The sequence below is a fragment of the Vibrio sp. 10N.261.55.F4 genome, from assembly GCF_041470465.1.
In the GTDB taxonomy this organism is placed as follows: Bacteria; Pseudomonadota; Gammaproteobacteria; order Enterobacterales; family Vibrionaceae; genus Vibrio; species Vibrio crassostreae_C.
Genome location: NZ_JBFRMM010000037.1, coordinates 12,511 through 27,417 on the forward strand (window position 1 = coordinate 12,511; position 14,907 = coordinate 27,417).

15 protein-coding genes are annotated in these 14,907 nt (G+C 44.7%); 6 read left to right on the plus strand and 9 right to left on the minus strand.

The features are described 5' to 3' along the window. Positions 1-78: 78 nt before the first annotated feature. The 3 genes from AB4249_RS17415 to metN all read right to left on the minus strand — a co-directional run bounded on the left by AB4249_RS17415 (position 79) and on the right by metN (position 2,662). The gene (locus AB4249_RS17415; RefSeq protein ID WP_017060765.1) at positions 79-888 is read right to left on the minus strand and encodes a MetQ/NlpA family lipoprotein; all 810 of its coding nucleotides are present in this window, start codon (positions 886-888) and stop codon (positions 79-81) included. A 66-nt stretch (positions 889-954) separates the two neighbouring features. Beyond that, the gene (locus AB4249_RS17420) at positions 955-1,638 is read right to left on the minus strand and encodes a methionine ABC transporter permease (RefSeq protein WP_017060764.1); all 684 of its coding nucleotides are present in this window, start codon (positions 1,636-1,638) and stop codon (positions 955-957) included. Beyond that, positions 1,628-2,662: a methionine ABC transporter ATP-binding protein MetN gene (gene metN / locus AB4249_RS17425; RefSeq protein WP_017060763.1), complete on the minus strand. Its 1,035-nt coding sequence runs from the start codon at positions 2,660-2,662 to the stop codon at positions 1,628-1,630. The genes AB4249_RS17420 and metN overlap by 11 nt, the downstream gene beginning before the upstream one ends. Before the next feature lie 207 nt (positions 2,663-2,869). Here metN and gmhB point away from each other — a divergent pair, with 207 nt between their 5' ends. From gmhB to treC, 5 genes are all read left to right on the plus strand, one after another. Further along, positions 2,870-3,454, plus strand: a complete 585-nt coding sequence (gmhB, locus tag AB4249_RS17430; RefSeq protein WP_017060762.1) for a D-glycero-beta-D-manno-heptose 1,7-bisphosphate 7-phosphatase — start codon at positions 2,870-2,872, stop codon at positions 3,452-3,454. 112 nt (positions 3,455-3,566) lie between these two features. Next, positions 3,567-3,908 carry an MliC family protein gene (locus AB4249_RS17435; RefSeq protein ID WP_017060761.1) on the plus strand — a complete coding sequence of 114 codons (342 nt, stop codon included), beginning with the start codon at positions 3,567-3,569 and terminating at the stop codon, positions 3,906-3,908. 91 nt (positions 3,909-3,999) lie between these two features. After that, on the plus strand, positions 4,000-4,944 hold the full coding sequence (treR, locus tag AB4249_RS17440) for a trehalose operon repressor TreR (RefSeq protein ID WP_017060760.1): 945 nt from the start codon (positions 4,000-4,002) through the stop codon (positions 4,942-4,944). Positions 4,945-5,149: 205 nt separating this feature from the next. Then, positions 5,150-6,574, plus strand: coding sequence for a PTS trehalose transporter subunit IIBC (gene treB / locus AB4249_RS17445; protein ID WP_017069492.1), 1,425 nt, complete (start codon positions 5,150-5,152; stop codon positions 6,572-6,574). 141 nt (positions 6,575-6,715) lie between these two features. After that, entirely contained in the window at positions 6,716-8,401 is a 1,686-nt protein-coding gene (treC, locus tag AB4249_RS17450; RefSeq protein ID WP_372104148.1) for an alpha,alpha-phosphotrehalase, read from the plus strand. Between the two features lie 180 nt (positions 8,402-8,581). Here the strand turns inward: treC and AB4249_RS17455 are convergent, their stop codons facing one another. After that, on the minus strand, positions 8,582-9,184 hold the full coding sequence (locus AB4249_RS17455) for a YitT family protein (protein ID WP_017060757.1): 603 nt from the start codon (positions 9,182-9,184) through the stop codon (positions 8,582-8,584). A gap of 347 nt (positions 9,185-9,531) precedes the next feature. On the opposite strand from AB4249_RS17455, the gene glyA reads away from it, so the two are divergent. Then, a complete protein-coding gene (gene glyA / locus AB4249_RS17460; RefSeq protein ID WP_017072002.1) occupies positions 9,532-10,782 on the plus strand; it encodes a serine hydroxymethyltransferase in 1,251 nt (416 codons plus the stop codon). 334 nt (positions 10,783-11,116) lie between these two features. Here glyA and AB4249_RS17465 read toward each other — a convergent pair whose 3' ends face one another. From AB4249_RS17465 to AB4249_RS17485, 5 genes are all read right to left on the minus strand, one after another. Further along, complete coding sequence (locus AB4249_RS17465; protein WP_372104151.1) at positions 11,117-11,443, minus strand: hypothetical protein; 327 nt, start codon at positions 11,441-11,443, stop codon at positions 11,117-11,119. Between the two features lie 229 nt (positions 11,444-11,672). After that, positions 11,673-11,864, minus strand: coding sequence for a DUF4250 domain-containing protein (locus AB4249_RS17470; RefSeq protein WP_004738555.1), 192 nt, complete (start codon positions 11,862-11,864; stop codon positions 11,673-11,675). A gap of 1 nt (position 11,865) precedes the next feature. After that, on the minus strand, positions 11,866-12,069 hold the full coding sequence (locus tag AB4249_RS17475) for a YaeP family protein (RefSeq protein WP_008222923.1): 204 nt from the start codon (positions 12,067-12,069) through the stop codon (positions 11,866-11,868). A gap of 164 nt (positions 12,070-12,233) precedes the next feature. Further along, positions 12,234-12,923: a tellurite resistance TerB family protein gene (locus AB4249_RS17480; RefSeq protein ID WP_372104153.1), complete on the minus strand. Its 690-nt coding sequence runs from the start codon at positions 12,921-12,923 to the stop codon at positions 12,234-12,236. Between the two features lie 190 nt (positions 12,924-13,113). Then, positions 13,114-14,829 (minus strand): proline--tRNA ligase, encoded by a 1,716-nt coding sequence (locus tag AB4249_RS17485; protein WP_010436451.1) that lies wholly within the window; start codon positions 14,827-14,829, stop codon positions 13,114-13,116. Positions 14,830-14,907: the final 78 nt, after the last annotated feature.

The following is a 14,907-nucleotide window of genomic DNA, read 5'->3' on the forward strand; positions in this document are numbered from 1 at the left end:
AGATGCTTTACTTTCTAGCAAATCTTTATCATTAAAAAAGGGGCTGACGTTATGTCAGCCCCTCTGTCGTTTAGTTGATTACCAACCTTTAACGACGCCACCTTGGAAGATGTCAGAAGCTGCGTTGTACACTTCTTCAGTTTGGTAAGCTTTAACGAAGTTTTGTACGTTTTCAGCGTTTAGGTTGTCTTCACGAGAAACGATTAGGTTTACGTAAGGAGAATCTTTGTCTTCAACGAATACGCCATCTTTTTGTGGAGTCAGGTTGATAGAGCTCGCGTAAGTTGTGTTGATGATAGATAGAGCAACATCATCAAGAGAACGTGGCAGTTGAGCTGCGTCTAGTTCAACAATCGTTAGGTTCTTAGGGTTACCTACGATGTCACGAACTGTAGCTAGAAGACCTGCGCCTTCACGAAGTTCAAGAAGACCTTGTTGCTCAAGAAGAAGTAGAGAGCGACCTAGGTTTGTAGGGTCGTTTGGTACAGCAATACGAGCACCGTCTTGGATTTCGTCTACCGATTTCACTTCTTTAGAGTAACCCGCAATTGGGTAAACAAACGTGTTACCAGCGATAGTTAGCTTGTAGCCACGGTCAGCCACTTGCTGATCTAGGTACGGTGCGTGTTGGAATGCGTTGATGTCGATAGAACCATCATCTAGAGCTGCGTTTGGTGTTACGTAATCCGTGAAAGTAACCAGTTCAACGTCTAGGCCGTATTTCTCTTTCGCTACTTTAGCTGCCACTTCAGCAACTTGCGCTTCTGCACCTGCCATTACGCCAACTTTTACTTTAGAAGTATCCACTTCTTTATCGCCACAACCTGCTAGAACTAGCGCTGAAGCTGCTGCTGCGATAGTTAGTAAACCTTTAAGGTTAAATTTCATAATAATCTCCTTTTAATAAATCTATTTAATTAGGTTCAGACGACTCTACTCTTTATGTGTGAGTCTTTATCTGTGGTCAACACGGCGAACTAATGAATCACCGATTGATTGAATAATTTGTACCAGCACAATCAACATCACTACTGTCACAGCCATGATGGTCACATCGTAGCGGTGGAATCCGTAACGAATCGCGACATCACCTAGGCCACCACCGCCTACAGTACCGGCCATTGCTGAGTAGCTCACCAGAGTCACTAGCGTAATCGTTACTGAGTTGATGATAGTCGGTAGTGCTTCTGGAAGCAGAACCTTATTGATGATTTGTGTTGGTGTTGCGCCCATTGATTGGGCCGCTTCCACTAGACCTGTTGGTACTTCAAGTAGTGCACTTTCGATAAGTCGAGCCACGAATGGGATAGCGCCAATCGTCAGTGGAACAATCGCTGCTGTTGTACCGATGAAGGTACCAATCAGCATCTTAGTCAGTGGAATAATCGCAACCATCAAAACTAAGAAAGGTACTGAACGACCCACGTTCACAATCGCACCTAGAATCTTGTTTACTTTGGTGTTCTCTAACAGGCCACCTTTTTTAGTCGTATGCAGAATCACGCCTAGTGGAATACCGACCGCGAAGCCAACAATGCCTGCAACAGCAACCATGTAAAGCGTTTCGCCTGTTGCGCCTAATAGAAGGTTACCGTTAAGGCTGATCCAGTCAGCAATCTCGTTGAAACTAAAGGACATAACCAAGCACCTCTACTTTTACATTGTTGTCGCGTAGGAATTGGATAGCAGCATTATCATCTGCTTCATTACCGAACAGTTCAGCGACCATCATGCCGAACTTCACGCCACCGGCGTAATCAAGGTCAGAACTTAAGATGCTGACATCGATATTGAATTTACGTGCGATTTGCGTCATTAGCGGAGCATCAACCGTTGCACCAGTAAACTCAAGACGCACCAGCGGGTAGCTGCTGTTTACGCGAGTCTCTTGCAAACGTGCTTGGTAATCTTCAGGGATCGTCAGATCCAACGTTGAGCGAATAAACTGATGCGCTAGCTCTGTCTTCGGATGAGCAAAGATGTCACCGACTGTACCTTTCTCTACCAATTCACCGCCGCCAATGATCGCAACCTCGTGACAAATGCTTTTAACCACATCCATCTCGTGTGTAATAAGCAGGATAGTGATGTTCAGCTTGCGGTTGATTTCACGCAGCAGCTCAAGGATAGATTGAGTTGTTGCTGGATCCAATGCGCTGGTGGCTTCATCACATAGCAGTACTTTCGGGTCAGAGGCCAGTGCGCGAGCAATCGCCACACGCTGCTTTTGACCACCACTTAGGTTTGCCGGGTAGGTGTCACGCTTATCAGCAAGGCCAACCAGTTCAAGTAACTCGCTGACTTTCGCTTCAATAATCGCTTTATCTTTACCAGCAAGTTCTAGAGGCAGTGCTACATTGTTAAATACAGTACGAGAAGACAGCAGGTTGAAGTGCTGGAATATCATGCCGATGTTACGGCGCGCTTCGCTAAGCTCTGATTTGCTGAGTTTTGTTAGGTCGATACCATCAACAATCACTTCACCCGAAGTCGGGGCTTCCAACATATTTACACAGCGGATTAGGGTACTTTTGCCTGCACCTGAAGAGCCGATGACTCCAAAGATTTGACCTTGAGGAATGTGGAGGTTGATATCAATTAAGGCATTGATTTCTTTAGTGCCTTGATAAAAAACCTTATTGACTTGATTCACTTTAATCATAGAGAAACCCGTGCAGGTAGAACAGAATAATATGTCGATAGCTCGCTCGATTTACAGACGATGCTATGGTGTTCTATGATCTAAGTCAATAGATATTTTTACGTCTAGACGGCTAAACGTCGATTGTATGGCTAAGCTAGAAACAAATCGTTAACGAACGCAAAACTAAATAGATAGTGATGAAGCAAATAAAGCGTGTAATAATTAATGATTAATAGAGAGTTGATAGAGAACAAAATTTTGTCTAAACCTGCTGTTTTTTTAGATCGTGATGGAGTGATTAACGTTGATCACGGCTACGTACATGATGAGCATGACTTTGAATACATCGATGGTGTGTTTGAAGCGGCGAAAGCGTTTAAAGATATGGGTTATTTATTGGTGCTAGTGACCAACCAATCTGGTATTGCTCGCGGCATGTTTAGTGAAGACCGTTTTCTTTCTTTAACGCAGTGGATGGATTGGAACTTTGTTGATAATGGTGTCGAGCTCGATGGCATTTATTACTGTCCTCACCACGCTGAGCACGGTATTGGTGACTACAAGCAAGATTGTGAATGTCGTAAGCCAAAGCCAGGCATGTTCATTTCTGCTCGTGACTTTCTGAAGATTGATATGGCTAACTCGGTCATGATCGGCGATAAAGCGGAAGACATGATGGCTGCAGAAGCAGCAGGTGTTGGTACTAAAGTCTTGGTAAGAACGGGTAAACCCATCACTGAAAAAGGTGAAGCGTTGGCTAGCGTGGTACTTGATAGCATTAAAGACGTACCCGCTTTCTTAAAAGGCTAAACGTTTTATTTATCACTAAGGTATGGACCTATCATTAGGCACTTACATTAGGTTTGTTCGAACCTGTGAATAGGCTAAGTGTCGTTGACTATATAAAGATGAGGAACGAAGTATGAAAGCTATGTTGGTAGCATCTCTATGTACAGTAGCATTGGTTGGGTGCTCTAAATCAGCAGCCCCTGAGACTGATAGCGCAACATCGAATGATCAATTCGCGACTTATCAATGTGAGTCTGACGTCTCGTTTGATGTGTCTTACCTTGATAATGAAAAAGCGGTACTACGCTTGCCTGATAATGAATACCGCCTGACTCAAGTTCCAGCGGGCTCAGGAACCAAATACATCTTAGATGATGGCACTTCAGAGATGATTAACAGCATCACTTTGCGCACGAAAGGTGACAATGCGCGTCTAGAACTTGGTCGCGTAGTCTATCGAAATTGCCAAAAGTAAGTCATAGTAAGAACTGCTAGTATTTACAAACAGTTAAGTGAGGGAATCTACCCTCACTTTTTCTTCTCTTCTCTTTAACGTTAGACTTTTTATGAGCAAAAAACTCACTATTCTTGATATTGCAAAGCTGTCCGGTGTTGGTAAGTCAACCGTATCACGCGTTCTGACCAATGATCCAAAAGTGAAACCTGAAACCCGTGAAAGGGTAGAAAGAGTAATTCAAGAATCTGGGTACACGCCTTCAAAGTCTGCGCAATCGATGCGCGGTGGCAGCCAAAAAGTCATCGGCGTGATTATCTCTCGTTTGGACTCTCCCTCTGAAAACAAAGCCGTTAGCACGATGCTGGCCGAGTTGTATCGAGCGGATTACGATGTCGTGATCATGGAAAGCCAACTTGATAGAGATAAAGCCAATGAGCACCTGCAAGTTCTAAAGCGTCGTAACGTTGATGGCATTATTGTATTTGGTTTTACTGACTGCGATATTCCGGCAATCGAAGCTTGGGAACACAAAGCGGTGGTGATTGCTCTGGATACCGAGAACGTGACGTCGATTAACTATGATAACCAACAGGTGATCAATAGTGCGTTGGTGCATTTATCGGATCAAGGGATCTCTGACGTTGGCTTTATCGGGGTTGATCCTAGTGATAAATCAACCGGTGAACTGCGTCTTAAGGCTTATCTCGATTGGTGTGAAAACACAGGTTCAGTGGCAAACTATCGTACTGGTCAACTTCATCACGAAAGTGCTTATCAGCTGGTGGATGAGGTGTTAACTCCCGCGACTCAAGCGATCGTTTGTGCCAGTGATACGCTGGCTCTTGGTGTAATCAAGCGTCTGCAAGAACTACAACGTGAAGATGTGGTCGTCACCGGCGTTGGTGGCAATGATCTTCTCTCTTTCTTATTCCCACGAGTATTTAGCATTGATCCTGGTTACCAATCTGCAGGTAAGCTGGCTGCTAATCTATTGATCTCTCAGCTTTTAGGCAATTCAGAGATCTCTCATCACACTCAATCTCCGATTCTATAATCCACTCAATTAAGCGAAATTGAACCGCTTAGATTAAAATTAGAGTGTGATCTCTTTCAATTAATGGGATTGTTCCCATTTTAATTTATCATTCATACGGGCATTATAATAACCGTAATTGGGAATGTTCCCATAAATCTAAGTCTGAGTGATTATAGCTTGCATGGTTTAGATGAGTAATTGAATGAAACCAGGGTGGGGTAGTATGAGTAAGATAGCGAAGCAAGACGTTGCGCGTCTTATCGAGTTAGTCGGTGGTAAAGAAAACATTGCGAGTGTCAGCCACTGTCTGACTCGACTGCGTTTTGTATTGAACGATACAGAGCAGGCCAACAAAGCTGAACTCGAAAAACTGAAGCTAGTAAAAGGCTGTTTTACTAATGCAGGCCAATTCCAAGTTGTGATTGGCACTGAAGTTGATGAAGTGTACGCACTTCTGATTGAACAGACAGGTAAAGAGGCATCATCAAAAGATGAGGCGAAGCTGGCTGCTCGTCAAAACATGAACTTCCTTGAGCGTGGTATCTCCCATTTAGCCGAAATTTTCGTACCACTGCTGCCTGCCATCATTACAGGTGGTTTGATTCTTGGTTTCCGTAATGTGATTGGCGACATTCGCATGTTCGACGGCAAAACCCTCGTTGAAATCAGTCAATTCTGGGCAACCGTTCACTCTTTCTTATGGTTGATCGGCGAAGCTATTTTCTTCTTCCTTCCGGTTGGTGTGTGTTGGGCAACGGTTAAGAAGCTCGGCGGAACCCCTATTTTAGGCATCACGCTCGGTGTGACCTTGGTTTCCCCGCAATTGATGAACGCTTACATGATAGGTAAATCGGTACCTGAAGTGTGGGACTTTGGCTTGTTCGTGATAGAGAAAGTTGGTTATCAGGCTCAGGTGATCCCTGCGATGTTAGCGGGTGTGGCTCTGGCCTTCATCGAGACCAACCTTAAGCGTATTGTTCCTTCTTACCTGTACCTTGTTGTCGTGCCGTTCGTATCGATTATTTTGTCTGTGATTCTAGCGCACGCTTTCATTGGCCCATTTGGCCGTATGTTAGGCGATGGCGTGGCATTCGCGGCTAAAGCGGCAATGACGGGTGACTTTGCGATTCTTGGTTCAGTAGTCTTTGGCTTCCTATACGCACCTTTGGTTATTACAGGTATTCACCACACAACCAATGCCGTCGACCTACAACTGATGCAAGACTTAGGCGGCACACCAATCTGGCCTTTGATTGCGCTATCAAATATTGCACAAGCTTCAGCGGTTGTTGGCATCATCATCTTAAGCAAACGCGAAGGCGAACGAGATATCTCGGTTCCAGCTGCAATCTCTGCTTACTTAGGTGTAACAGAGCCAGCGATGTACGGCATCAACCTTAAATACAAATTCCCAATGCTGAGCGCAATGATCGGCAGTGCCGCTGCGGCTGCTATCTGTGGTAGTGCAGGAGTGATGGCGAATGGTATCGGTGTTGGTGGCTTGCCAGGCATCTTATCGATTCAACCGCAATATTGGTCTGTTTACTTAATTGCGATGCTGGTGGCGATTGTACTACCCGTCACGTTAACACTGTTCTTCTATAAACGAGCACAGATGAAAGGCGAACTAGAAACCGCCAACGCGTAATGCATTTAATAAGCGATGACTCCAAAGTGAGCCATCGCTTTTTCTCTTAGTTATAGCTTTTTCTTTTAGTTATAACGGCTATTCGACCATGATTCACATGGTGATTTTTATTTTATATTTTCTGGTAAGTGAGTGTTAGAGATGGCGATGACTGAGCATGATGAAAGTTGGTGGAAAACCGCAACCATCTATCAAATCTACCCAAAGAGCTTTTGTGACAGTGGCAGTAAAGGTACTGGCGATATCAAAGGGATCATTTCAAAACTGGATTATCTTAAACACTTGAGTGTGGATGCCATTTGGTTAACCCCAGTTTACGCATCCCCAATGATCGATAACGGCTACGATATTTCAGATTACTACGCGATTAACCCGCAATTCGGCACCATGGAAGATTTCGACCTATTGCTGGCTGAAGCGCACCAACGTGGTATTCGTATCGTGATGGATATCGTGGTAAACCACACCTCAACAGAACATGCGTGGTTTCAGTCAGCATTGGGTGATAAAAACAGCCCATACCGCGACTACTACATATGGAAAGATCCTGTAAACGGCCAAGCACCAACCAACTGGCAGTCTAAGTTCGGTGGTAATGCATGGGAAATGGATGAAGCGACGGGTCAGTATTTCCTACACCTATTCGCGAAAGAGCAAGCCGACCTTAACTGGGAGAACCCGGTTGTACGCGAAGAAGTGAAAGACGTCATTAGCTTCTGGGCTGAGAAGGGCGTTGATGGTTTCCGCTTGGACGTGATCAACCTGATTTCGAAACAGCAAGACTTCCCCAATGATGATATCGGTGATGGTCGTCGTTTTTACACTGATGGCCCACGAGTGCACGAATACCTGAAAGAGATCAGCGAAGCGGTATTCCAGAAATACGGCAGCGTGACAGTAGGCGAGATGTCTTCAACGACACTCGAGCATTGCCAACAGTACTCAAACATTGATAACAGCGAGTTATCGATGGTGTTTAACTTCCACCACCTTAAGGTGGATTACACCAATGGTGAGAAGTGGACTAATGCGCCGTTTGATTTCTTGCAGCTCAAGTCGATCTTCAATCATTGGCAAACGGGTTTGAACGGCAAGGGCTGGGGCGCATTGTTTTGGTGTAACCACGACCAACCGCGAGTCGTGAGCCGCTTAGGTGATGATCAGCAATATCGTGTTGAGTCGGCCAAGATGTTGGCTGCTTCTGTGCACATGATGCAAGGCACGCCTTATATCTATCAAGGTGAAGAGATTGGCATGACCAACCCTGGCTATACTGACATCAGCCAGTATCGTGATGTTGAGAGTACCAATATGTACGACATCATGGTGAACCGTGATGGTGTGGCTCATCAAGATATGATGGCGATTTTGGCGCAGAAGTCTCGTGATAACTCTCGTACACCAATGCAATGGAACAGTGAGCCTTACGCAGGGTTCTCACAAGCTCAGCCATGGCTTGATGTAGCGAATAATTACCCTGGGATTAACGCTGAGCAAGCACTGGAAGACAAAGACTCTGTTTTCTATTTCTATAAGAGTTTGATTGAGTTACGTAAACAAGTGCCAGTGATTACAGATGGCAGCTATCAAGATCTATTGCCTGATCACTCATCCATTTTTGCATATGCACGTGAGAACGAAGGGCAAACCTTGCTGTGTATTAACAACTATTATGGTGAAGAGGCGGAGTGCGTTTTACCGGAACGTTTTGATATGACTAAGGCGAAGAGTCTGTTGTCTAACTATCAACAAGAGAACACTTCAGTTGCATTACATCATCAAGTCTTACGTCCTTACGAGACTCGTATTCTCTTGATTGAAGGTTAACCTTGTTTCATTTTAAGAAGCTTGATTCTTATTCCCCTTAAAGGATTGGGCTTCTACAAAGGCTTTGGAGTGCTCCCCAAAGCCTTTTTGTTTTAGTGATGGCTGGAATATCGTGCCTCGAGTCTACTTGCGAGAAGTTTGAGCATCGAGTGCCAGCAACGACAGAGCAGGTAATGAACTCTAAGACGCGTAATTCACCGAGTAGCGAGTTGGTTTGTGGTTCATTGCCAATACGATGTTCAATACTGCGGTGCCTAATACAGAAACGGCAATCACCCAAGGTGACACGAAGAAGAACGATGCAAACAGAATACATGCATCAATACCCATTTGTGTTTTACCTACCGAGATACCGTAGCGGTCTTGGATAAACAAGCACAGTACGTTGAAGCCACCCAGACTTGAGCGGTGACGGAATAGGATTAGCATACCTAAGCCCATTAATAAGCCGCCGGCAACAGCACAATAGATCTCGTTATGAACTTCTAGCGAGATAACTAAGTATAAATGATCGGCAAACACAGATACTAAAGCACCAGAAATCGCACTGCTAATAGCAAAGCTACGGCCGAATCGTTTCCATGCTAATAAATAGAATGGACAATTGGCAACAAAGTACAAAATACCAAAGGTTACAGGCAAGAATTGACTCAAAAGCAGAGCCAAGCCAGTAGTGCCCCCGGTAAGCAGGTTCGCTGACTGTAAAAAGAAGACGCCTAACGCCACTAAAAACGTGCCAGTGAGAATCGCTACCCAATCTTCTTTACGTGAGTGTTTTTCCATCGTTTTTATAATTACCTAACCAATAAAGGCGTGCATAGTAGAGAAAAACCTTAGCTTTCGGTAGCTTGAGGGGCAAAATTAAGGTAAACCTATGTAATCTGCGTTTTACAGGGTGTAAAGCGTAAAATTGACAGTAAGCGCCATCTTTGGTTGGATAAGCCAAATAACCATGATGAATCTTATTTGTGATTATGAAAAAACTGCATGATAAAATTGCAATTAGCTCTTTATGACCTAGATCAAATTATGTAGAATGCGTCACATCAAAACGGTGACGGAAACGTTTGCTTTCGGTCGTTGTGTGGTTTTTTTGAAACTTTCAGTACAATCTGAGTCAGGAGATACAGATGCTTAAGCGTGACATGAACATTGCTGATTACGATGCGGATCTATTCGCAGCTATCCAAGAAGAAACTCTTCGTCAGGAAGAGCATATCGAACTTATCGCTTCAGAAAACTACACAAGCCCACGTGTAATGGAAGCTCAAGGTTCTCAGCTAACAAACAAATACGCTGAAGGCTACCCAGGCAAGCGTTACTACGGTGGTTGTGAGTACGTAGACAAAGTTGAAACTCTAGCAATTGAACGTGCATGTGAACTATTTGGTGCAGAGTACGCAAACGTACAGCCTCACTCAGGTTCTCAAGCAAATAACGCTGTATACATGGCACTACTAAATGCAGGCGATACGGTTCTAGGTATGAGCCTAGCACACGGTGGTCACCTAACTCACGGTTCTCCAGTAAACTTCTCTGGTAAGCTTTACAACATCATCCCTTACGGTATCGATGAAGCGGGTCAAATCGATTACGAAGAGATGGAAAAGCTGGCTATCGAGAACAAGCCTAAGATGATCATCGGTGGTTTCTCTGCTTACTCTCAAATCTGTGATTGGAAGCGCATGCGTGAAATCGCTGACAAAGTAGGTGCTTACCTGTTCGTAGATATGGCTCACGTAGCAGGTCTAATCGCTGCAGGCGTTTACCCGAACCCAGTGCCACACGCTCACGTAGTAACTACAACGACGCACAAAACGCTTGCGGGTCCTCGTGGTGGTCTAATCCTTTCTAACGAAGGCGAAGATCTTTACAAGAAGCTGAACTCAGCAGTATTCCCAGGCGGCCAAGGTGGTCCTCTAATGCACGTTATCGCTGGTAAAGCAGTAGCGTTCAAAGAAGCTCTAGAGCCAGAGTTCAAAGAATACCAAGCACGCGTTGTTGCTAACGCAAAAGCAATGGTTGCTGAATTCCTAGCTCGTGGTTACAACATCGTTTCAGGTTCTACAGAGAACCACCTGTTCCTAGTTGACCTAATCAACAAAGACATCACAGGTAAAGAAGCAGATGCAGCACTAGGTGCAGCAAACATCACTGTAAACAAGAACTCAGTACCAAACGACCCACGTAGCCCATTCGTTACTTCAGGTATCCGTATCGGTTCTCCTTCTATCACTCGTCGCGGTTTCTCAGAAGCAGACGCGAAAGAGCTAGCAGGTTGGATCTGTGACATCCTAGATAACATGGGTGATGAGTCTGTTATCGAAGCGACTAAAGCAAAAGTACTAAATATCTGTAAGCGTCTACCGGTTTACGCTTAATTTTTCTTCGTAGTAATTTGAACTTCGTTGTCGAGCATGCTCACTTACATCCGTAAGCTCCGCGTGCTCTCCTAGAATTTCAAACGACTACTTTGAAAAATACTTTTAAAGGGGCTCATTGAGTCTCTTTTGTTTTAGGGAAAGGTGCTGAAAACTCCGCGCCTGTTCCTTGAACTTAAGCTATTTGATTGAAAGTACGATTTGAAGGGCTCCTTGTTAGGGGCCTTTTTGGTATCTGTCGGTATGGAGTTGGGTTATCTGAGAATGCAGAAAGGCGGTACTAAAAAGGGCTGATGTTTGCACATCAACCCTTTGTGGTTTTCTTATGTTGGTTCTACTTTCTGATACTAAGCAGGGTGCCAGACTTACACTTGAATGAGTAATAATGGCGGCTCTCGTTGAATTTTCCTAAGCCTTCGCCGTCACAGTAGTCGATATTGATGTCACGCATCACTTCTAGTGTGTCTTCGCTTTTCAGAGCGAATTTAGAGCCATCAGAACAGACGATACGAACTCGTTCATCATGGCTTACAGAGTAAATATCGACTTCAGTATTACACAGCTCAAAAGAGGCTTCGCGAAAGTTGTCTTGCTGAGTATTTGAAGCGCAACCTGCGGTGAGTGCGGCTGCGATAACGGCTAAAAGTCCGAGTCTTTTCATTGTTAATCCTTCACTATCATCAAGTTGAGTGATGAGTTTTATATGCTAGTTTAGGTAGCCTATACAACAATACGCTTTGGTTCAAGGCGCGTTCGTTGACTCTAAGATATAAAAGTATAGGTGCATACAGATAATTTATAATGGGTTTGCTGCGTGTTTGCTTGTTACGTATCACCAAAAAAAAGACCAACACAGAGGTTGGCCTTTAAATAGGAAGATTTTTTAACGACTATCGAAACTGTTTAGCTTCTGGAAGATACTCAAAACCAGCAGACGCGAGCTTTGCGATCAATGCTGCTTTGTCGATCTCGTAGAAGTTGACCACTCGATCCAAATCACCACCGAAGTCGTCACGTAGCTTCATGTTGACGATACTCATCAACATTACAGGATCCATTTTTTCAAAATTAGCGAGGTTCATATTAGTCCTCGAAATCTGAGATCAGCAGGTTTGCAGCGGCAAAGGCTGCACGCTCACGCGCTTCTTTAGGAAGAGATTCATCTGCAGCAAGGTCATTCAATGTTTTTACCGCGCAGGTGATCGCTTTAGGGATATAGCCTTGGTCGCCACTGCCAATTTGAGAATACAGTTCACGCACCAAATCACAACAATCGTATACTTTCATTTTTATACCTAACCAAATGATAACTGATCTCAATATACACATAGAGATAAGCAAAAACAAAGTGGATCTGATTAAGTTCAGAGTTAGTTTGTCCTTGCTCAATATCTCACTTGGTTAGCTCGCTGCTTAGGCCGTTCTTTACGGCTTCGTTTGGTACTTGCCGATTAGCCAGAGACTTGTTGTTCAAGTTGATAGGTGACTTCATCAGCAAGATTGAGCTGTTTCGCGAGCTCTTTCAGGTACGCCTTTTCCATGAAATTCTGTTCGTCGGCCACAATCAAAGAGGCTAAGTAGATCTCACTCGCCTGTTGAGGTGACGTTGCCAGTTGAGCGATTTCGCTTGGGTCGAGTGGCTTATGCAGTTCTTCAGAGACCAATTTAGTCAGTTGATAATCAGCGCCCATATTCTCGACGGCTTGCTCTATCTTAGCCATCTCTTCTTCATCAACATGGCCATCAGCTTTAGACGCGGCAATCATCGATCGTAGAATCAGCACGCTGTGGTTTGCATCATTTTCATCAAACTGAGCCTGTTCGGCGTTAGGTGTCTGGCCTTGTTTAGACTGGTAGTCGTTATAGACCTTGTAAGCAAGAGCGCCGAGTGCTGCTGCGCCACCAATACCAGCGGCTTTCTTACCCATTTTCTTGGTTTTCTTAGAGCCCATTAACGCACCTAACAGTCCGCCGCCAACTGCGCCTGCACCGAAGGCTCCGAGTGTACTTTTACTATTACTCTTGCCATTGCTGCCTTGAGAAAGGCCACTTAAACTTGAAGACCCTTGTGAAAGTTTCTGAGTACCTTGTTTTACGAGATCTGATTTAAGTGCTTGGTTCAGTAAGCTTTTGATATCCATCGATACCTCCAATGGTGAGCATGTCCAAAAAGTTGATGACACCAATATACGGATTTAAAGATGAACAGGGGATTAACTTACGTTATTTACTCTACTGATAAATAGAAGGGAGTTTGAAGCGAAATGACAGGCACAAAAAAGGCCACCTAACGGCAGCCTTTCAATGTTTATCTAGTCAGTAATCGGATTACTAAGCTAGTTGAGCCTTAAGGTGCTCGATAACCGTGTCCATTGCGATAGCTTCTTTATCACCAGTACGACGGTTTTTGTATTCGAAGTTACCTTCGTCCATGCTGCGATCGCCGATAACGATAGTGTGAGGGATACCCACAAGCTCGATATCTTTAAACATAACACCAGGGCGCTCTTTACGGTCATCGAATAAAACTTCGATACCCATAGCTGTTAATTCAGCGTATAGCTTCTCAGCTGCTTCTTTAACGCGCTCAGATTTGTGCATGTTCATTGGTACGATAGCAACTTGGAACGGCGCTAGTGCGTCTGGCCAAGTGATACCGAATTTATCGTGGTTTTGCTCGATAGCCGATGCAACAACACGTGAAACACCGATACCGTAACAACCCATTTCTAGGATTACGCTCTTACCATCAGGACCAAGCACGTTACAGTTCATTGCTTTAGAGTAAGTATTACCTAGTTGGAAGATGTGACCAACTTCGATACCACGCTTAAGCTGAATAGTACCTTGACCACATGGGCTTAGGTCGCCTTCAACTACGTTACGTAGGTCTTCAACTTGAGCCAGCTCAACGTCACGACCCCAGTTGATGCCGAAGTAGTGCTTACCATCTACGTTTGCACCAGCGCCAAAGTCGCTCATTACAGCAACAGAGCGGTCAACGATGAATGGTAGCTCTAGGCCAACAGGTCCAAGTGAACCAGGACCTGCACCAACAAGTGCGCGGATTTCTTCTTCAGAAGCCATCTCTAGCGGAGAAGCAACCTGTGGAAGGTTTTCTGCTTTCACTTCGTTAAGCTCGTGGTCACCACGGATGATTAGAGCAATAATATCTGCTTCTACTTCATCAGATGCTTTAACGAATAGAGTCTTAACTGTCTTCTCGATTGCTAGACCGTGCTGCTCTACAAGTTCTGCGATTGTTTTTGCGTTTGGCGTATCAACCAATTCCATCTCTTGAGTAGGCGCTGCAACTTCTTCAGTAGGAGCTAGTGCTTCTGCTTTCTCGATGTTCGCTGCGTAATCAGATTCAGAAGAGAATGCGATTAGGTCTTCGCCGCTTTCAGCAAGAACGTGGAACTCTTGAGAGCCGCTGCCGCCGATTGCGCCAGAGTCTGCTAATACCGGGCGGTATTCAAGGCCCATGCGGTCGAATGCTTTACAGTAAGCATCGTGCATCGCTTGGTAAGACTTTTCTAAGCCTTCTTTGTCGATATCAAAGCTGTACGCATCCATCATAGAGAATTCACGTGCACGCATTACGCCAAAACGAGGGCGGCGCTCATCACGGAATTTAGTCTGGATTTGGTACAGATTTAGAGGTAGCTGTTTGTAAGAGCTGATCTCGTTACGTACTAGACTCGTTACCACTTCTTCAGCTGTTGGGCTAAGAACAAATGGACGAGAGTGACGGTCTGTGAAACGAAGTAGCTCAGGCCCCATCTTTTCAGAACGGCCAGTCTCTTCCCAAAGCTCAAACGGTTGAACTACGGGCATCAAGATTTCAACGGCACCTGCATTATCGATCTCTTGGCGAACGATATTTTCGACTTTACGCAGTACACGTAGACCAGTAGGTAGCCAAGTATATAAACCTGAAGCTAGCTTACGGATCATACCTGCACGTAGCATCAGCTGGTGGCTGATAACTTCTGCGTCGTTTGGAGTCTCTTTCAGAGTAGAAAGAAGGTAGTTACTGGTACGCATTCTATGGTATCCGTTTCATCATTGATAAAAGAAAACTTGCTGTCGTTCGTAACCACAGCAAATCTGATATAGCCGCAT